Origin of the sequence: Dendronalium sp. ChiSLP03b (genome assembly GCF_034531165.2) — a bacterium.
Lineage (GTDB): Bacteria > Cyanobacteriota > Cyanobacteriia > Cyanobacteriales > Nostocaceae > Dendronalium > Dendronalium minutum.
The window spans coordinates 1-17,289 of sequence record NZ_JAVRBR020000067.1 but is presented as its reverse complement, the minus strand read 5'-3'; the positions used below and the strand labels follow the sequence as shown (position 1 = coordinate 17,289).

The window sequence follows — 17,289 nt, the reverse complement described above, 5'->3', positions numbered from 1 at the left end:
CTCGAATTGGTGGTTGGTCTGGTTACAAGTCTCAGAAACCTCCTGGTATTACTACTTTGGTTCGCGGACTAGATCTGTTTGAATCCACCTTTTTTGGCTGGAAACTCGCTCTGGGCATACTTGTGTGTACACCGTAGCCTGTCTAAGCCGAGAGAGTTAAAATCTGCTCAACAACCTGAGGATTAACATCTTGGTGTTCGCCTAAAGCTACAAAACCGCGCTTTTCAAAACGTTCAATAATCACAGGAATAGTGTCAATTCCGACACCATAGTCAGATAAACGAGTGCGTACACCTACAGACTCAAAGAAGTTCCGAGTCTTATCAATTGCTTCGGTAACTCGTTCTTCCTCACTACCATTGACAATGTTCCAAACTCTCTGGGCATATTGTAGGAGTTTTTGCCATTTGCGATCGCGTCTAATCGAAAGTGTACTGGGTAATACAATCGCCAAAGTTTGAGCATGATCTAGACCATGCAGTGCCGTCAACTCATGACCAATCATGTGAGTTGCCCAATCTTGGGGAACTCCTGCACCAATTAACCCATTGAGTGCCAAAGTCGCAGACCACATCACATTAGCCCGTGCATCGTAGTCTTGAGGATTAGCTAGGGTTTTTGGCCCCTCTTCAATCAGAGTTTTCAAAATTGACTCTGCCCATCGGTCTTGCAATGGCGCATTCACAGGATAAGTCAAATACTGCTCCATCACATGGGTATAAGCATCTACAATTCCATTGCTAATTTGCCTCTGAGGAAGAGAATAAGTAGTTTCTGGGTCAAGAACAGAAAAGCGGGGATACACTAAGGGACTGCTGAAGTACAGTTTTTCTTGAGTTTCCCACTTGGTAACGACTGAACTTGTATTCATTTCTGAGCCTGTTGCTGGTAGTGTCAACACCACACCAAAAGGTACAGCAGTCTTTACAGTTGCTTGTTTTGCTAAGATATCCCAGGGGTCGCCGACAAAGGGAACCGCAGCTGCAATAAACTTAGTGCCATCAACCACAGAACCACCACCAACAGCCAGGAGAAAATTGATATTTTCCTTTCGTACCAATTCAACTGCTTGCAAAAGCGTTTCTAAGTGAGGATTGGGTTCGATACCGCCAAACTCAATTACATTACGTCCAGCTAACGCAGACTTAACTTGGTCATAAACGCCGTTGCTTTTGATGCTGCCTCCGCCGTAGGTGAGGAGAATTTTGGCATCAGCAGGAATTTCAGCAGCTATATTGGCAATTTGACCTTTGCCAAACAGTATTTTGACTGGGTTGTAAAAAATAAAGTTTTCCATGATTAGTTCTGACGAGGGAATGAGATTGCACCTTGTGTATTCTAATCAGTTTCATTATTTAGTGTGTAACCTACCGCAGTCAAAGTTACAAATTACAGGTAATTTGGCTTTGAGAACTTTGTTGGCAGGTCAGGGTAGCTGAAGTAAATATCACAGACTCCAATAAAACCAATCCAAGTACTCTGCTCCAAACCATTGCCACACCAACCAATTTGTATAGAGTTTTGTATTGGTTTTTTCAAGAATCTGAATCATATCACTTTTGCGATCGCTCCCTTAACATCTCAAAGCACTGTCTCAGGATACCGACTGAAACGACTTGACTTTGAATACTGACAAAGAAAATTTAAGTACCACCCTAACCCGGAAACTCAGCAGTCTAACTAGCACATTTAGTTGTTTCGAGTTCTATCGCATCAGAAATAAAACAGCTTCCCCCAAACTTATTCAGAATTGGTCTGACATATGCCTCAATTGGCAGCTGTTGTTCGGGATGAAAGAAAGCAATGATATACACATTGTCTTGCAAGCTCATTGCCAAATCATCTGTTAGTTTGCCCCTTTTTTCTTTGCCACATACATTTTTAATGACTGTATGACCGAGGACATCTGCTCGTTCCAAAGCCTCTAAAATCCTACTTTGTTCGACTGAATTGGCAAAAATTTCTATTCTTTTAACTGACTGCATAATCTTACCTCCAAAATATAATAATTCGTTCCAACTTGTTCTCCTGTCAGTATGCCCACGATCGCACTAACAACCAACAAATATGCAGAACTATTCAGGCAGGCTTTTTGTACTACTTCTGAATTAATTAATAGTTTTTATTTATGGAAAATTCTAAATCTATAGCTTTTAAGCAGAAAACAAATAACTGAAACTTATGTATTTTTCCCTAAAATTCAACTGATTGCTTCGCGAGCGTAGGTTTTTACGCGATCGCTACTGGCTTTCTTCACTTTATACACATTTTCGACCTATGTGTATATAATGCAAGCAAGCGCTTACATTTGTCAGCAAGTACTTGCATAAGTTTCATGGAAAACATAGCGTCAAAAACTGCACAAACTCGTGCAAGGTTGATCGAGGCGGCAACTGAGGTGTTTGCGAATGCAGGCTTAACGAAAGCCACAACGCGTGAGATTGCTCGTGCCGCTGGGGTGAATGAAGTAACTCTGTTTCGCCATTTTCAATGTAAAGAGCAACTCCTAGCTGCTGTGATTCAGCAGGCTGTAGCTTTACAAGCGGAAGCCCTAGCCCATCAGGACGAATGGACTCAAAACTTGTACATTGACTTGAAGGATTATGCAAGACTTTGCAGCAGCATGATGGAGGAGCATGAAGCTTTAATTCGGACATTTATTGGCGAAGCGAAGCGGTATCCTGAAGCCGCCCGTCAGATTGTATACGAAACTGACAAATCGCTGCGCGAACAGATGATTGTGTACTTACAGAAAGGTCAAGAGAAGGGTAAAGTTCGCCTAGATATAGACTTGAGGGCATCTGTGGATAGTTTCGGCGGTATGCTGCTTCACGGAATGCTGCGTTGTAGTGATACCCCAACTACATTGGGTTATAGTCGCGAATGCTACATCGAGACTTGTGTTGACTTGTTTATACGTGGTATTAGCATTTCGCCAATCAATACAGATTATTCTTAACCAAACATTGAGCGCAGGATTTCGACAATTCCATCGAATTCTACAAATCACAGGTATAGAAACATCGAAAAAAAGGGCTGAAATATCCTTTATATAAAGCTTTTTCAGCCAAGATGACATTGCTAGAGTCTAAATCTATCAAGACGAGAAAACGAAGATGCCCCACTCTGAATTCTCTGATTCCCTAGTTCCCGTTGAAACAGAACAGCCCACTGTTACTGATGCCAATCAAGTTCAACAACAAGAATCGCTGCCAGAACAAAAACAACTGTCTAAGCCAAAAAAGCGGCGTTGGCCTCTGATATTGGGAGTTATTTTGTTAATTGCAGGCGGTGGCTTGGGTTGGCGTTGGTGGCAAAGTAGCCTTGCTAGTAATGCACCTCCAGGCGCTGGCGCAGCTGCTAAACCGATGGGAATTCCTGTTAAGCTAGCCACTGTAGAGACTGCAACTATCCAAGAAACTTCTGATTTTGTTGGCTCTTTAGAAGCTCCACGCTCAGTCATATTAAAGCCAGAGATAGAGGGGCGAGTTAGTGAAATTTTATTCAAAGAAGGCGATCGCATCCAACAAGGGCAAGTTGTGATTCGCCTGCAAAGTGACAATGCCCAAGCCCAGCTATTACAAGCGAAAGCCTCACTAGAACAATCCCAAGCACGTCTTGCCGAACTCAAAGCAGGTACGCGAAAAGAAGAAATTGCCCAAGCCAGAGCTCAATTTGCTCAAGCTCAAGCTCGTCTGATAGATGCTCAAGCCGGAGCGCAACCCGAAGAAGTTGCTCAAGCTGAAGCTCAAATTGAATCAGCCAAATCCGATTTAGAACTAGCACAGTCACGAGCAAAGCGATACGAACAATTGAGAAAAGAAGGCGCAGTTTCTCAAGATGCCCTAGAAGGATATGTTAAAGAACAACGTAGTGCTGAAGCTTCCCTGGTTGTCGCTCAACGACGCTTACAACAAGTCCGCAAAAGTAGAAGCTCTGATATTAGTGAGCTAGCCGCTGCCTTGGAACAACAGAAACAAAACGTCAGACAACTAGAAAATGGTTCTCGTCCAGAAGAGATTGCCCAAGCTCGTTCTCAAGTAACTCAGGCAGCCGCCCAAGTCCAAGCCGCCCAAGTGCAACTGCAATACACAAATGTCCGAGCTCCGTTTGCAGGTATTGTTGGTGACATCCCGGTAAGGGTAGGAGAGTACGTGGGCAAAGGAGATCAACTCACCACACTTACTAAAAACGACTCTTTGGAACTGAATTTATCCATCCCACTAACCGAAGCCAAACAGTTGCGTATAGGATTACCCGTGCAAATGTTAGATGCTCAAGGTCAACCTACAGCCACGGGTAAAGTAAGTTTTATTTCTCCCGATGCCAGTACAAATTCGCAAACGGTTTTGGCTAAAGCCACCTTTGGCAATTCTAGAAATCAACTGCTCAATCGCCAGTTAGTGCAAACCAAAGTAATTTGGGACGAACGTCCAGGAATTTTAATTCCAGTGACCGCAGTATCGCGCCTAGGTGGGCAGACTTTTGTCTTTGTGGCTCAAGCACCAGAAAAACCCCAACCTGGAGCGCCGCCTTTGGTAGCTCTACAAAAATCTGTGAAATTGGGAGACATTCAGGGAAGCAATTATCAAGTTCTCGAAGGACTAAAAGCTGGTGAAAAAATCGTTGTTTCCGGCATTCTCAACCTAACTAATGGCGCTCCTATCATGCCTGCATCTGAAGAAACGGGTACTGAGAAGCCCTAACACCAATTAGAAAAGTAGAGACGCGCTATGGCGCGTCGCTACCAGTCGCTCGCACCCCGTCAGAGCGCATGAGTTTTGCTTAGTCTTAAAGAGAGTAACTATTTAGAAGAAGTTTCTGGAAAATATGTCTTTTCTAGTGTAGGTGAATCTCAGTTGATGCTGAAAAGCTCAAGAGGGACTGATGATTAGTCGAACTGTAGACCTCATTTTTATCGATTTGTTTGCTTTTGCGATTAACAAAACTTTAGGTGCGGTGCTTCGTACTAAAATTTGCAACTACTCTTGGGATGGAAAAATCAAGAGTGAACCTCAAGCAGAACAAATCAGTTCTAACCATCTGCTGCAAGATTCGATGTCACAAGATATTGAACAGACACATCAAGACGAAGAAAAATTCTAATTTTCCATAAGCTTTACTATGGACTTCCAATCTCACAAGTAGTGAGATTGGAAGTTCTAGGTCAAATATTGCTGATTCCCAATCCAAAACATTGATAGAGGCTGCGGCAACCATTGCCTCTTCAGAGTCGTTACGAGTTATCTTGTTGATAATTTAGATGGCATCGCTAGTCTTCGCCGTCGGGAGCATCCCACTTTTTTGCATGTCATTGCGAGCGAAGCGAAGCAATCGCAAAGTCCTCCAACTACGAGCGAGTCCATGCGATTGCTTCGTCGTTCCTCCTCTCTACGAGACGCTACGCGAACGCAATGACAGCTATTCTCTCATTGCAAAATAAAAAGTGGGATGCACCCGGTACGGATGCACCAGAGTTTTGTATTAAGGCAGCTGGAAAAGTATTGATGGAATCAGGTGGTCGCAATTGGGTTCCGGTGATTGTTAAAGAAATCGAACAAGACCAGTATGAAGTCATTGGTAACTCATTCGTTTACGCGATCGCACAGGAAGTCGGTTTAGAAAGAGTATGGTGCATTGTCACAGATTCTAGTGAGAGAACATTCGATCTGACTAGGATTTTAACTGGTGAGTTAATCCCTAAAGTTAATCTGTCAACTGCAAGCAGAGATGAAATTCAAGCGGCGTTGCAGTACCTGATTGAAAAACCTAATAGTGAGTTAAAAGGTATAAAACTGGCGATCGCTACTAATCGTATTGATGAGGCTCCACGCCAATCCTGGAAAAACTTTGAGCCAATTACAATGCTAAAATGCGGCATAACCAAAGGAAAAAAACTAGATGCACTCAAAGAGGTATTTTATCTCACTCCTCAATCAGAACTAGAAGTGGTTACACCAATAGTTACTCCAGAACCGAAATTGGATACTTTGACAATCGCACAGCTTAAAGATATGGCGAAAAAGCAAGGAATTTCTGGATATAACAAGAAGAAAAAACAAGAGTTAGTTGCTTTGCTAACAACAGCTTAATCTGAAAAAAACAGAGAATATTTTTCGCTTAAAAATCAAGTCAATTTCGGAGAGGGTGATTATTTTTCACTCTCTCTTTTGCTAAATTGATTTATTAGAGTTTCCTAAACTGACAGCTTTAAACAAAAATTAGGTCAATCATGGTTGACGACTATATCCAAGCGACAATGGCGAAAAACCAAATTCCTGGACTGTCATTTGCAGTTGTCCAAGAAGGTGAACTTGTTTTGGTTAAAGGTTATGGCTTGGCGAATCTCGAACACTCTGTACCAGCAACTGAACACACAGTTTATGAAATTGCCTCTGTCGGGAAAACGTTTACCGCCACAGTCACAATGATGTTGGTGGAGGAAGGGGTGATTTCACTAGAGGAAGCGATCGCAAACTATCTCGATTATCTACCTCCAGCGTGGCAAGGTGTCACAATCAAGCATATTCTGTCTCACCAGTCTGGAATTCCTAACTATACAGATGCGCCAAACTACTGGGAACTTACCCGTCTTGATTTGTCTAAATCTGAAATTTTGGCTTTAGTCACCGATTTACCCTTGAAGTTTCCACCCGGTGAATTCAGCGCCTATGACAACACAGGCTATTATCTGCTGGGTTTAATGCTGGAAAAGGTGGCAGGCAAATCTTATGGAGATTTATTGCAAGAGCGAATTTTTGCGACCTTGGGGATGAATGCAACTATGATGAATCATCCTAAAGATATTGTGCCGCACCGAGCTGCTGGCTACCGCCTTTTAGATGGCAAGCTGGTTAATAAGCCTTACTACAGTCCTTCAGTTACTTACTCCGCTGGGGGTCAACTCTCCAGTGTGGCAGATATGGTGAAGTGGGAACAGGCGCTTCACAGTGCAACTCTACTAAAGCAATCTACCTTAGAGATGATGTGGACTCCTCATCCTCCCAAGCGAGGCAATGATTGGGAAAAACAGAGATATGTGGTAGGTTTAGGTTGGTGGGTATTGAATTATAGCGATCGCCGAGTGGTAGGTCATAACGGTTCAATCTTGGGATTTGCCAGTAATATCACTCGTTTTATCGATGATAAGATGACTGTAATTGTGTTTTGCAATTTAGATAAAATTTCTCGACCGGATGCGATCGCTAAACAGATTGCTGGATATTTCTGTCAATCTGTGAGGGAATTAGAACTTCAGCCACCACTAGAAACAGATTCTTAAATAATTAAGAAAATTCGTTGATGAATGGTGCGATCGCTGCTACAAATTCGGTAGTTGATTCGTATGGCAAAACATTTCTACCCATTAATTTAATTCCACGACCTTGAGGTAAATAGGCAAGATAATCAGCTAAGCGTTCATCAGGTGTTTCTTGTTTACCTTCTTGGCTAATACTCGATGCTGTTTCTCCCACAACTACCAGTGTTGGCTGTTTTATAGAAGCAATATAACTACTATAATCCTGTCGCCAAAATCCAGCTAAAAAAGAAAACACTGCGTAGCGGTTGGCGATATTTTCTGCACCTTTTACTAAAGTATTCAACCACTCGGCATCGACTGTATCTGCTGAGGCAAAAAGTTGGCGAGTTGAGAAAGACTGCAAAAACTGACGCGTGCGTGCATAGCGATAAAAAGCATTACCAAAAAGCGAATCTAAGAGATTCCAAAGCAATTTTTGCTGCCATTCTGGTAATTTTTTGGTAGTTACAGCCCAAGCTGGAGGGCCAACTAGTATCAGTCCGGCAATTAAATTCGCTTCTTTTTGAACTAACTCTAACGCAACTGGTAATAAACCACCTTGTACCACGACGAGCGCGGGTTTCTGCACCACTGTTTGTAAAAAGTAATGCAATTGTTTTGCCCAATCTTTTGGAGTGTAAGCTACATGGGGCATATCACTTTCACCGCATCCCAGTAAATCGGGATTATAAATCGGATTACGACGATCTGTGGTATACCATTCGCCACAAAAGCGCTGCCAAAATTGCCGCGATAATCCTACACCAATGGGATGAATTAAAAGTAGAGGAATACCTTCAGGTGTAGAATGATTTGGCTGGTATATTTCGTAGGCACAGCGATAATTATGCCAAGTGTAGAACTGATTGGGAGATGTTGTGAAATTGAGTTTGTTGGTCTCAGTAGATGGTTGCATAATTCCAAATTATCAATAACTGCTAAAATAGCATTTGTGGGTAAATTAATTGATAGCCAGCGTCTTTTATCTTTTGATTTGATACTTTGGCATTATATGGACGGTTACTTTTAATAGAGCTATCCCAGGAAACCTTGGGTAAATTGTGTTTTTTAAACAAAGTGTCAAGTAATTCCCGACTAGTAAGATGGGCATCATCCACTAAATTATAAATTCCTTGTAAGTGGTATTGTCGAACAAACTCTATAGCCCCAACAATATCATCTAGGTGAATCCAATTTGTTACATCTTCACCATTACCAGGACGGCTTGTGCCAGAAGCTGCACCAAATATTTTCACTAATTCTCTATTCGGCCCGTAAATTCCACCCAATCTTAAAATACAAACGCGGAGATTTTCATTAGATGCTGTTAGCAAAACTTCCTCAGTCTCTTTGAGAATTTCTCCATTGGCATAGTTAGGTACAACTGGCATTGTTTCATCTACCCATGCACCGTTTTGGTCGCCATAAACTGAATAACTGCCTGTATATATTATTTGTTTAACACTGGGTACATGCTGTAAAACAGCAACTAAATTTTTGGCAGTATCTAGATATGTTTCTTGATAAAATTTGCCACCTTTAGAAGCAATGCTCAATAGTACGATATCTTTATTTTGCAATATAGATTTTAGTTTTTCTGGATCGTTTCCTTGGACTACTGCAACTTTTTGGGCTACTGCTTCTAGGATTGGGACGCGCTCAGGAGTAGTTGTAGTAGCAGTAACTAAAAAAGTCATTTTTTGCTGCCAATATTGAGCAACAGCATAACCAACGTAGCCACAACCTATAATTGCAATGTTCATGAGAATTGAGATACACAGTCTAAAGTCAATATTACAAGAGTTTCTGACTCATAACTCATGAGTAAGTTGACTGATAACTGCTAATGACTGGATGAAGTGATTATGCAACGCCAGATGTGTTTTAGATGAAATAGGATTTTTAAGTATTATTGCCCATCATGGTTGTTTTCATTTTTTGGCAACTATGATTTTGGTCAGGTAATGCTGCAAGCTAGTATAGGATATGGAGCAGATGTGTCACTCACTGGGTGTTGAATGGGTAGAGCGATCGCAAATGTAGTACCCTCACTAAGCTCAGACTCGCACGTTAATCTACCATGATGTTTTTCTACCACAATTTGATAGCTAATCGATAACCCTAAACCAGTGCCCACGCCCATAGGTTTAGTGGTGAAGAAAGTTTCAAATATCTTTGCCTGATATTCTGGAGAGATACCAGAGCCGTTATCAGTAATTTTTATCTCTACCCAATTCTCTGCTAAACGTTGTGTAGCGATCGTAATTTTTTTAGCTTGTGATATTTCGCCTTGCTCTTCTAAAGCATCTATGGCATTGCTCAAAATATTCATGAACACCTGGTAAAGCGAACCCGCATAACCTTCAACATTCGGCAATTCACAATAGTTTTTGACAACAGTAATATCTTTTTTAATCCGGTTATTAAGAATGAGCAAAGTACTATCAATACAGGCATGAATATCTACTAGATTAACTTCGCTTTCATCGAGGCGGGAAAAGTTTTTCAAACTCAAAACAATATCTCTGGCGCGTGTAGCCCCGAATTCAATAGATTGCAATACCTTAGGCAAGTCTTCTCGCAAAAATTCTAAGTCTATTTCCTCAGATAAAGCCACAATATCATCATCGTTGACTTTTTCTTGGTAGGCATCAATTAAAGCCAAGAGATCCTGGAAGTAGATGTTAGTATGTTGGAGATTGCCGTAAATAAAGTTGATTGGATTGTTGATTTCATGTGCTACTCCCGCTAGCATCTGTCCAAGGCTGGACATTTTCTCACTCTGAATCAACTGCCGAGATGCCTCAGCTTTTTGTTCTGCTAGCAAAGTATTTACCCGTTGAATTAGTTGATTGAGAGAGGTTGCTAGCACACCCACTTCATCTACTGTCGTTACAGGTACTTGCAAATCGAAGTTAGATTCCTGGGTGATTTTTTGGGCGATATTGGTAACATTTCGTAATGGATGAGCGATCGCCACACTAGTGTAACTTGCCAACAAGATAGCGATCGCCACTGACAATAGCATACTGGCCAAAATAATCTTTTCTCGCAATTTTTCTACATCTCTTACAGCAGCCTCTGCACTCTGTAAATCCTTATAGGAAGAATTCACAACCTCTTCTAAAGCATCTGAAGCTTGGTGCAATCTGAGGTATGTAGAATTGTTCGTAAAATTCAACAGTTGTTTTTGGAATGCGGAAATACTCTCTGGCTGCAAATTAGATAAATTAATTTTTCCTAGTAATGCCGTTATTTGTTGAGTATATGCTTCTGGTACACCTGCGTAACTTTGCAGAAATTGCGGCAAACCCTCAGCATGATTATCGTAAGCGTAATCTGCACTACTTGTATAAGCCTTAACTTCAGACCATAGCTGGTTGAGTTCAGTGATATGTTTTAGCAAATGGGAGTATTCTTGCTGCAACAATTCTCTGTCACTCAATAAAATCAGCTTGTGTTGGTGTGCTTGTACCTGTAGTAAAGTCAGTTCTAAACTATTAAGTAGCTGGATTTCCTTGAATTCCTGTTGTTTTTGTGCCACCACTTGTCGCTGATAGTAATCTCCCACCATAAATCCAGTTGCTGTTCCCACAACAGCAACACCCAAAGCCAAGCCATACCCCCAGGCAATCTTTTTACTGATACTGAGACTATTAACTAGTCGAGCAATCCAACCCTGATGGTTCAATTGCACTTGCGACACAGGCTCCTTTGCCGATAATTCGGATTGTGTGTCGTTTAAAGCAGTCTTAGTTTTAGCAGATTGCATATATGTCTTGTTATTTCCACACAGAAGCTTCAGCCTAACAGCTAATATTATTTTGGATTGTGAAAGATTTACTAGATAAGCTTTTCAGCTTTCCATCTGTCGCAATCGTTTTTCAAATGGGTATAATATTAAATCATTCAGAACCAATCTCACTTGATTGACAGGAGTATTCTGGAAACTTTCATAGCTAAAATATTCCAAACTCCGGTAGGTGCAACAAAAATCTACATTGCTATATTCTGCGCGATAAACACCACTTTGGAATTAGTTAAAATACGTAAGTCCAAAAATGGAGGGGAATTTACTTACAGCAATTTTTAGATGAATGAACTACACCCAAATTCTTAGAGTGAGATTTAAATCAAAAGTCAAAATGCAAAAGAAATAATATTGCTTTTAATTTTTGCTTTTTAGCTGAGTATTAAACGCTCTTATTCCATTTAGTAATTTGGATTTATTTCCTAGTTTAAACTAGGAAATTAAAACCTTTGAGGTATTTTAGATTTTGAATTATTTAATCTAAAATTCTGTCAACCATGAATAACACCATCAGGCATAATTGCACCAGCCAAGTTAGCACCTATCAGTTTCACCAGTAAGCGCTCGCCAGAGCGAATCCGCGCTCCTGTTAAGTCAGCACCACGCAAGTCAGCGCCACTGAGATCCGCACCAATCAAGTTAGCAGAGCGCAAATTTGCTTCCCTCATATCAGCTAAAAGTAAGTTAGCTCTAAACAAATTTGCTTCTGATAAATTTGCACCTCTAAGATTAACTTTGTGCATAAAAGTATCACTGAGATCGGCACCGCTCAAGTTAGCATAACTCAAGTTTCTGCCAGATAAATCTTTATTACTCAAATTTGAGCGACTGAAGTCTTTACCACTCAAATCAGAGCTTTGCTTTGGTGGCTGAGAGGTGCTTGGAGATGGTTTTTTGTGTTGAACTGGTTGTTTAACTGGTGAAGAATGATATATGCTTTGATGCTTAACATTAAAAGAGCGCAATTTTTCACGAGCTTCATTAATTGCTTGTAGCTTTTCTTGGGCTTTCTTTTGTAAGCGGAGATTATCTTTGGGAATGCGATCGGGATGCCATACAAAAACTAAATCTTTGTAAGCCTGGTTGACTTCCTCAAGCGTTGCCCCAGGTTCTAATTCCAATACTCTATAATACCGCTCCAACTCTCTCATAAGGTGGTGTTTTAATGAACAATCAAATTAATTATGTGTAATGCAACCCTCTATCGGCTTAATCCTTGAAAAATGTTTTTTTGATATGAAATTTTTGATGAAATATAGTTTGCTATTTTCTAGTATTTTTGACTCAGATAATACTGGGCAGTTCGGTAGCAGTTAATTGCATAGTAAATTTGCACGGAGTAAAACTGATATCTGAGTATTATATAAGCGTAGCGCAGCGAACTAAGTCCATCAATAACTCTTTCGTGGGCATATTCCAAAATCATATCCTTTCTTGATATACACCAAAACACTACCGCGATGTCAGCATAAACGTGAAGTTCTGTGTCGATGTAGGTTAGTTATTGCTAAATTATGCTCACTTTTTCAAACATATCTAGATTTTAAGTAACAAATTGAGTAGTAGTTAGTCATCCGTCATCAGGAACCAGTTGCATAAGTCCTAGGACAGTTGCGTTAGGATTATAGCGATTTGAGCAAACTGTCCGTTAGGATTCCCTCTGTTAAAACAACTGGCGTTCATCAGTCAGCATAATTAAGGATGTGGAACAACTTATCGCTATCTACCCATTTCTCTATTTCTCCATCGATTCATCGCTCTTAAATATGCCGCAACAGGAATCTGATAAACTTCAATAAAAATCCAAATAATAATTGATAAATGCGACAAAAAAGTTAATAACGTCCAGATATATGGCATCCAGGTAATAGGAGCATTAAGAGTTGGAGGAAAATAGTAAGCGACTATGCCAATTAAGGTGGTAGGTAAAATTACAAAAGCAATTGCTGCCAGCCCATAGCCCCAACCCAATTCCATACCTTCTAACTGGGCTTCAGTCCAATTAAAGCCATTCCAACGCCAAATCAGCGGAGGTTGCCGAGAAGGCATCTTAATTTGCTGTTGTTCTAGGTTGACAGTAAAAATTTCATGGCAGAAGTCACAAGCCATTGCCTCCATCAAGTGCATGTGAGAAATCTTACCTATGCGACAAACGGGGCAGGGATAAACTCCTTGATAGTCAAAAGATGTAGTTAAGATTTTAGAACTGGGCATAATAAAACTAAATTGTGCTTAACAAGCGATCGGGTCAATGCAGAATTAGTTCGCTAGGGATGTAGGAGAATAGGGATGTAGGGAAATCTTCTCTTAAATACCCTTACACCCCTTCTTCCGAGTTGTACTGAGTCTATCGCTTTTTTTCAAGGTTGTGCGGGTCTTGACGTTGCCAACTCCTTCTGTTACTGTGAGCATGATATAGGTGTACATTAAATTTTTAGCTTAGCGCCCCACTAATGTTCAGCAGCAGTTACTACTTTTATTTTTGGTTTAAGGCGGTTCACCGGGAGTGAATTAAGTTTCCACATGGAAACCGCCCGGTGAACCGCAGAGCAAACTCTGCGGTTTTTGTTTTTTAAGGAGCAAAATTTCATCATCATGACCTATTTCATTAGCTGGTTTTATGGCTTTTACTTTTGGCCCAGAGCAAGTTCCGGGTAAATAGCGTCATGCTGATGAATCAGAACGCGCCCGGAACTAAAGTTTGCGGGCTTTTTTGTTGCGCTGGAGACTGGGGAAGATGAGAGAGATAAAGGACGCGGGGACGCGGGGACAAGGAAGACAAGGGAGATAATTCTTCACTTCTGCCTTCTGTCTCCTGCCTCCTGACAACTGACAACTGACAACTGACTAATTAAGGAAAATCAAACCATGATTAATGCCAAACTTGCCACACAATCTTATACTAGCCATCAGACAATCGTTAAACTCTCACAAACAGCTGCCTTCGGCGGCAAAGAAGTGATAGTTATTGGTGGTCCCTGCGCGGTTGAAAGTTTAGAGCAAATGGAGATAGTTGCCCAAAAATTATCTGCTGCGCCTGTACAAGCATTACGTGGCGGTGTTTACAAACCTCGTACCTCTCCCTACGCTTTCCAAGGAATGGGAGAAGAAGGATTGGCAGTTTTAGCCAAGGTGCGATCGCGTTACAATATCCCAGTCATCACCGAAGTCATGTCAATTTCCCAAATTGAAGTAGTCGCTGCCCATGCTGATATGCTTCAGATTGGTAGCCGTAATATGCAAAACTTCGACTTGCTGAAAGCCTTAGGACAAGCTGGTAAGCCGATACTACTCAAGCGGGGTTTAGCAGCGACAATTGAGGAATTCGTCATGGCAGCTGAATATATCTTAAGCCACGGTAATCCTGATGTGGTGATGTGCGAACGGGGTATCCGCAGCTTCGATAATTACACCCGCAATGTCCTAGATTTAGGAGCAGTAGTAGCTCTCAAACAAATAACTCACTTGCCTGTAATTGTAGATCCTTCCCATGCTGTAGGTAAACGGGAACTGGTAGCACCCTTGGCGAAAGCTGTGGTTGCTTGTGGGGCTGATGGGTTAATTATTGAGTGTCATCCAGAACCAGAAAAATCCGTTTCTGATGCACGTCAAGCACTTTCCTTGGACGATATGGTAAGTTTGGTTGATAGTTTAAAGCCTGTAGCTGTCGCTGTAGGGCGGAGTATATTGGAAGCAAAAGGGGTAGGTTTAAAACCTGCCCCTATTTATTGTGCAGCTTAAGATTTCACCGCACCGGAATTTTTAATTTGGCGCGAAAAAAGAGGTATAAGGGGATGGGGGTGTGGGGTGTAGGTGAAAAGGCTACATAACCCTCATACCCCTATTTCTTGACCTCATCTACTTGAATTTCCTCAATTTCATTGGTACTATCATTTTTCACCAAAATCATTAAACACAGACAACTAGCAACCAGCTTTATGGGATTTAAAGCTCCACTTTTTAATACAATAAAAGCACCCAATCCCATCAAAACAAAAGGCACAAGGTTATTGCCGTAGCGAGTCAAGATATCAGCTATAGTTTTTTGATGGCTTAGCTTGTATGCGGTATAGCACCAAACTCCTAATAGGAGCGGGAATAAGCTTATAATTACTAAAAAACTGCCTAAGTTGCTACTAGCAAATAAGGGCACGTAGACGCTAATATTGTCACTGCCATTAGCGATTGTAACTACCGCCACACTGTAAGTCTGGGGCGATAAAAAACTACTAATTAATGATGATTCAGGTTGTGTTGTTTCTGCTATAACTTCCGTTGATGAATCTTTTTCCTCATTCACCAGGCTGCTAATACCTATTGCGATTGGGATCAAACCAAGTAATCCAATCCAGTTTTGCGGTATGATTAGTCCCCCAAATAAACCGGGCAAGCTGAGGATTACTAATATTGTGAAACCTAAATACTGACCAATAACAATATGCCGAGGGCGAAATGTAGTATTTATTTGAGAAAAAAACAGTAATAGAATGACAATATCATCAAAGTTAGTGGCACTAAACGCAACCAATCCTGTGCTAATAGCACTGATGGACCCATTCATATTTTTCGGGAAACTAATTGCAAACAACACATAAACATAGAACAGCTTACTGCAAAGTAGAGATCCTAATTTAGGGTTTTGTAATTACTTGAATTACAGGATTAGCCTTTAATAATTAAACAAGTCAGTCCCAATGAAAAATTTTCATCACCAAGCATGAAAAAGGAACTCACTTCTAGAATAGAGGGCAGAAGGAATACCGCCCTCTGTCTTTCTTGTTAACTATTCACTAACCCCCAAAACCAGGAATTAAACGCTTGAGGGCACGACCAGCAACGTCACTATAGCGCAGTTCACCACACAGTATCTTACCCATAATTTGGGCACCAGAAGGGCGCTTTACACCAACTTTATAGCCAATACCAGGAAAGCGATAGAATGCTCCAGCTATTTTTTGGGCCCAAGCCATATCACTACCCCATTGTTCGTTGATGGCTTCGCTGTATTGTTCTAAAGCGTTAATTTCGCCATCAAGCGCTCGGTCAACAAATTCTGCTGCGAGCAAGCCAGTAAAAATTGAGGGGCGGATGCCTTCTGCGGTCATAGGATCGACTACGCAAGCGGCTTCTCCAGCCAAAACAGCATTTTGCGCGTGTAGCTTTTGAGTACCATCCCAAATACAGAGGGGATGACCATATTGCTTGCTAATTTTGATATCTACGTTAAACGATTTGGCGTACTCATCTAAAATTTTTTTGAAATCTTGGGGTTCACCACCAATGAACGTCCCAACACCTATCGAATAACCATCAGCTTTGGGGAAGTTCCAGATGTAGCCGTTTTTGACCAAGCCAAACTCGAAATGAATTGTGGATTTGTTTTCTACCACGGCTGGAACCTCTGCTTCCAAAGCTCCTGCTAGGCGACGTTTACGTTGTTTGAAGCCCAGCCATTTTGCCATTGGACCTTTGGCACCATCTGCCGCAATCAAGTAGTAACCTGTAACTGGCCCATTGGCTGTGTTTACTTGCCAATGGTCAGTTTTAAACTCAATTCCTGTGACTTCGGTATTATCGCGTAGTTCCGCTCCTTGCTTTTGGGCTTGCTGCACTAGGAAATGGTCAAATATATCTCGCCGCACCATCCAGACTGGTTCTTTAGTTTCGATTTTGGCTTCCACAGGGTCGCCCAATTTCCAGGTGAAGCGTAAGGAGTCTGCCTTCACAGAAATAGCTGGGCTAAAGTCAAAGTCAAACCATTGAGCGATCGCAGGTGACACACCACCACCACATGGTTTATATCTTGGTAGGGATTCTTTTTCCAAAACTAATACTGAGCGACCCTTCTTAGCTAAGTGATATGCAGCTGTTCCACCAGCTGGGCCAGCGCCGACAATGATGATGTCGTACATGTTGCTGAATTTTTGCTCCTCAATTAGTTGATTCTTTAGTGTATCTTTGTACTCTACACAGAGATAGTCTGACCAGACTTTCATTGATTTTAGGGTAGCAACTAGGTGCGACTGGCATTGTGGTGGCAATACGGTTCGGTTAAGCTCAAAACCAGGTAGACTGAGGGTTGTCACCCAAGTGTACTAATGTTGAATGCAACTCAAAGAATTCTTACTAATTTCACCAGTAATTGAATCAGGTACAGTACTCAAAGCTTTAGAAACAG

Annotated in this window: 15 protein-coding genes; 6 read left to right on the top strand and 9 right to left on the bottom strand. The window is 41.4% G+C overall.

All coding sequences use genetic code 11. The features are described 5' to 3' along the window. Positions 1–142: 142 nt before the first annotated feature. Positions 143–1,297, bottom strand: coding sequence for an iron-containing alcohol dehydrogenase (locus RMY31_RS17775; RefSeq protein WP_322666942.1), 1,155 nt, complete (start codon positions 1,295–1,297; stop codon positions 143–145). Positions 1,298–1,676: 379 nt separating this feature from the next. Further along, a complete protein-coding gene (locus RMY31_RS17770; protein WP_322666940.1) occupies positions 1,677–1,985 on the bottom strand; it encodes a P-II family nitrogen regulator in 309 nt (102 codons plus the stop codon). A 350-nt stretch (positions 1,986–2,335) separates the two neighbouring features. Between RMY31_RS17770 and RMY31_RS17765 the strand changes: the two genes are divergently transcribed. The 5 genes from RMY31_RS17765 (at position 2,336) to RMY31_RS17745 (ending at position 7,282) form a co-directional block, all read left to right on the top strand. Beyond that, a complete protein-coding gene (locus RMY31_RS17765) occupies positions 2,336–2,959 on the top strand; it encodes a TetR/AcrR family transcriptional regulator (RefSeq protein WP_322666937.1) in 624 nt (207 codons plus the stop codon). Positions 2,960–3,116: 157 nt separating this feature from the next. Further along, positions 3,117–4,706 carry an efflux RND transporter periplasmic adaptor subunit gene (locus RMY31_RS17760; RefSeq protein WP_322666936.1) on the top strand — a complete coding sequence of 530 codons (1,590 nt, stop codon included), beginning with the start codon at positions 3,117–3,119 and terminating at the stop codon, positions 4,704–4,706. 181 nt (positions 4,707–4,887) lie between these two features. Continuing rightward, entirely contained in the window at positions 4,888–5,106 is a 219-nt protein-coding gene (locus RMY31_RS17755; protein WP_322666935.1) for a hypothetical protein, read from the top strand. A 308-nt stretch (positions 5,107–5,414) separates the two neighbouring features. Next, on the top strand, positions 5,415–6,092 hold the full coding sequence (locus RMY31_RS17750; protein ID WP_322666932.1) for a Rho termination factor N-terminal domain-containing protein: 678 nt from the start codon (positions 5,415–5,417) through the stop codon (positions 6,090–6,092). 140 nt (positions 6,093–6,232) lie between these two features. Then, positions 6,233–7,282: a serine hydrolase domain-containing protein gene (locus RMY31_RS17745; RefSeq protein WP_322666930.1), complete on the top strand. Its 1,050-nt coding sequence runs from the start codon at positions 6,233–6,235 to the stop codon at positions 7,280–7,282. Positions 7,283–7,286: 4 nt separating this feature from the next. On the opposite strand, the gene RMY31_RS17740 is transcribed toward RMY31_RS17745, so the two are convergent. From RMY31_RS17740 to RMY31_RS17720, 5 genes are all read right to left on the bottom strand, one after another. Next, on the bottom strand, positions 7,287–8,216 hold the full coding sequence (locus tag RMY31_RS17740) for an alpha/beta hydrolase (RefSeq protein ID WP_322666928.1): 930 nt from the start codon (positions 8,214–8,216) through the stop codon (positions 7,287–7,289). A gap of 22 nt (positions 8,217–8,238) precedes the next feature. Further along, on the bottom strand, positions 8,239–9,063 hold the full coding sequence (locus RMY31_RS17735) for an SDR family oxidoreductase (RefSeq protein WP_322666926.1): 825 nt from the start codon (positions 9,061–9,063) through the stop codon (positions 8,239–8,241). Positions 9,064–9,257: 194 nt separating this feature from the next. Further along, a complete protein-coding gene (locus RMY31_RS17730; protein ID WP_322666924.1) occupies positions 9,258–11,072 on the bottom strand; it encodes an ATP-binding protein in 1,815 nt (604 codons plus the stop codon). A gap of 530 nt (positions 11,073–11,602) precedes the next feature. Next, the gene (locus tag RMY31_RS17725) at positions 11,603–12,262 is read right to left on the bottom strand and encodes a pentapeptide repeat-containing protein (RefSeq protein ID WP_322666922.1); all 660 of its coding nucleotides are present in this window, start codon (positions 12,260–12,262) and stop codon (positions 11,603–11,605) included. Positions 12,263–12,830: 568 nt separating this feature from the next. Beyond that, positions 12,831–13,325: a hypothetical protein gene (locus tag RMY31_RS17720; RefSeq protein WP_322666920.1), complete on the bottom strand. Its 495-nt coding sequence runs from the start codon at positions 13,323–13,325 to the stop codon at positions 12,831–12,833. A gap of 654 nt (positions 13,326–13,979) precedes the next feature. On the opposite strand from RMY31_RS17720, the gene aroF reads away from it, so the two are divergent. Beyond that, complete coding sequence (gene aroF / locus RMY31_RS17715) at positions 13,980–14,852, top strand: 3-deoxy-7-phosphoheptulonate synthase (RefSeq protein WP_322666918.1); 873 nt, start codon at positions 13,980–13,982, stop codon at positions 14,850–14,852. Positions 14,853–14,952: 100 nt separating this feature from the next. Here the strand turns inward: aroF and RMY31_RS17710 are convergent, their stop codons facing one another. Both RMY31_RS17710 and RMY31_RS17705 read right to left on the bottom strand, forming a co-directional pair. After that, entirely contained in the window at positions 14,953–15,672 is a 720-nt protein-coding gene (locus tag RMY31_RS17710; protein WP_322666946.1) for a cadmium resistance transporter, read from the bottom strand. Positions 15,673–15,901: 229 nt separating this feature from the next. Continuing rightward, positions 15,902–17,023 (bottom strand): geranylgeranyl reductase family protein, encoded by a 1,122-nt coding sequence (locus RMY31_RS17705; protein WP_322666944.1) that lies wholly within the window; start codon positions 17,021–17,023, stop codon positions 15,902–15,904. Positions 17,024–17,289 lie beyond the last annotated feature (266 nt).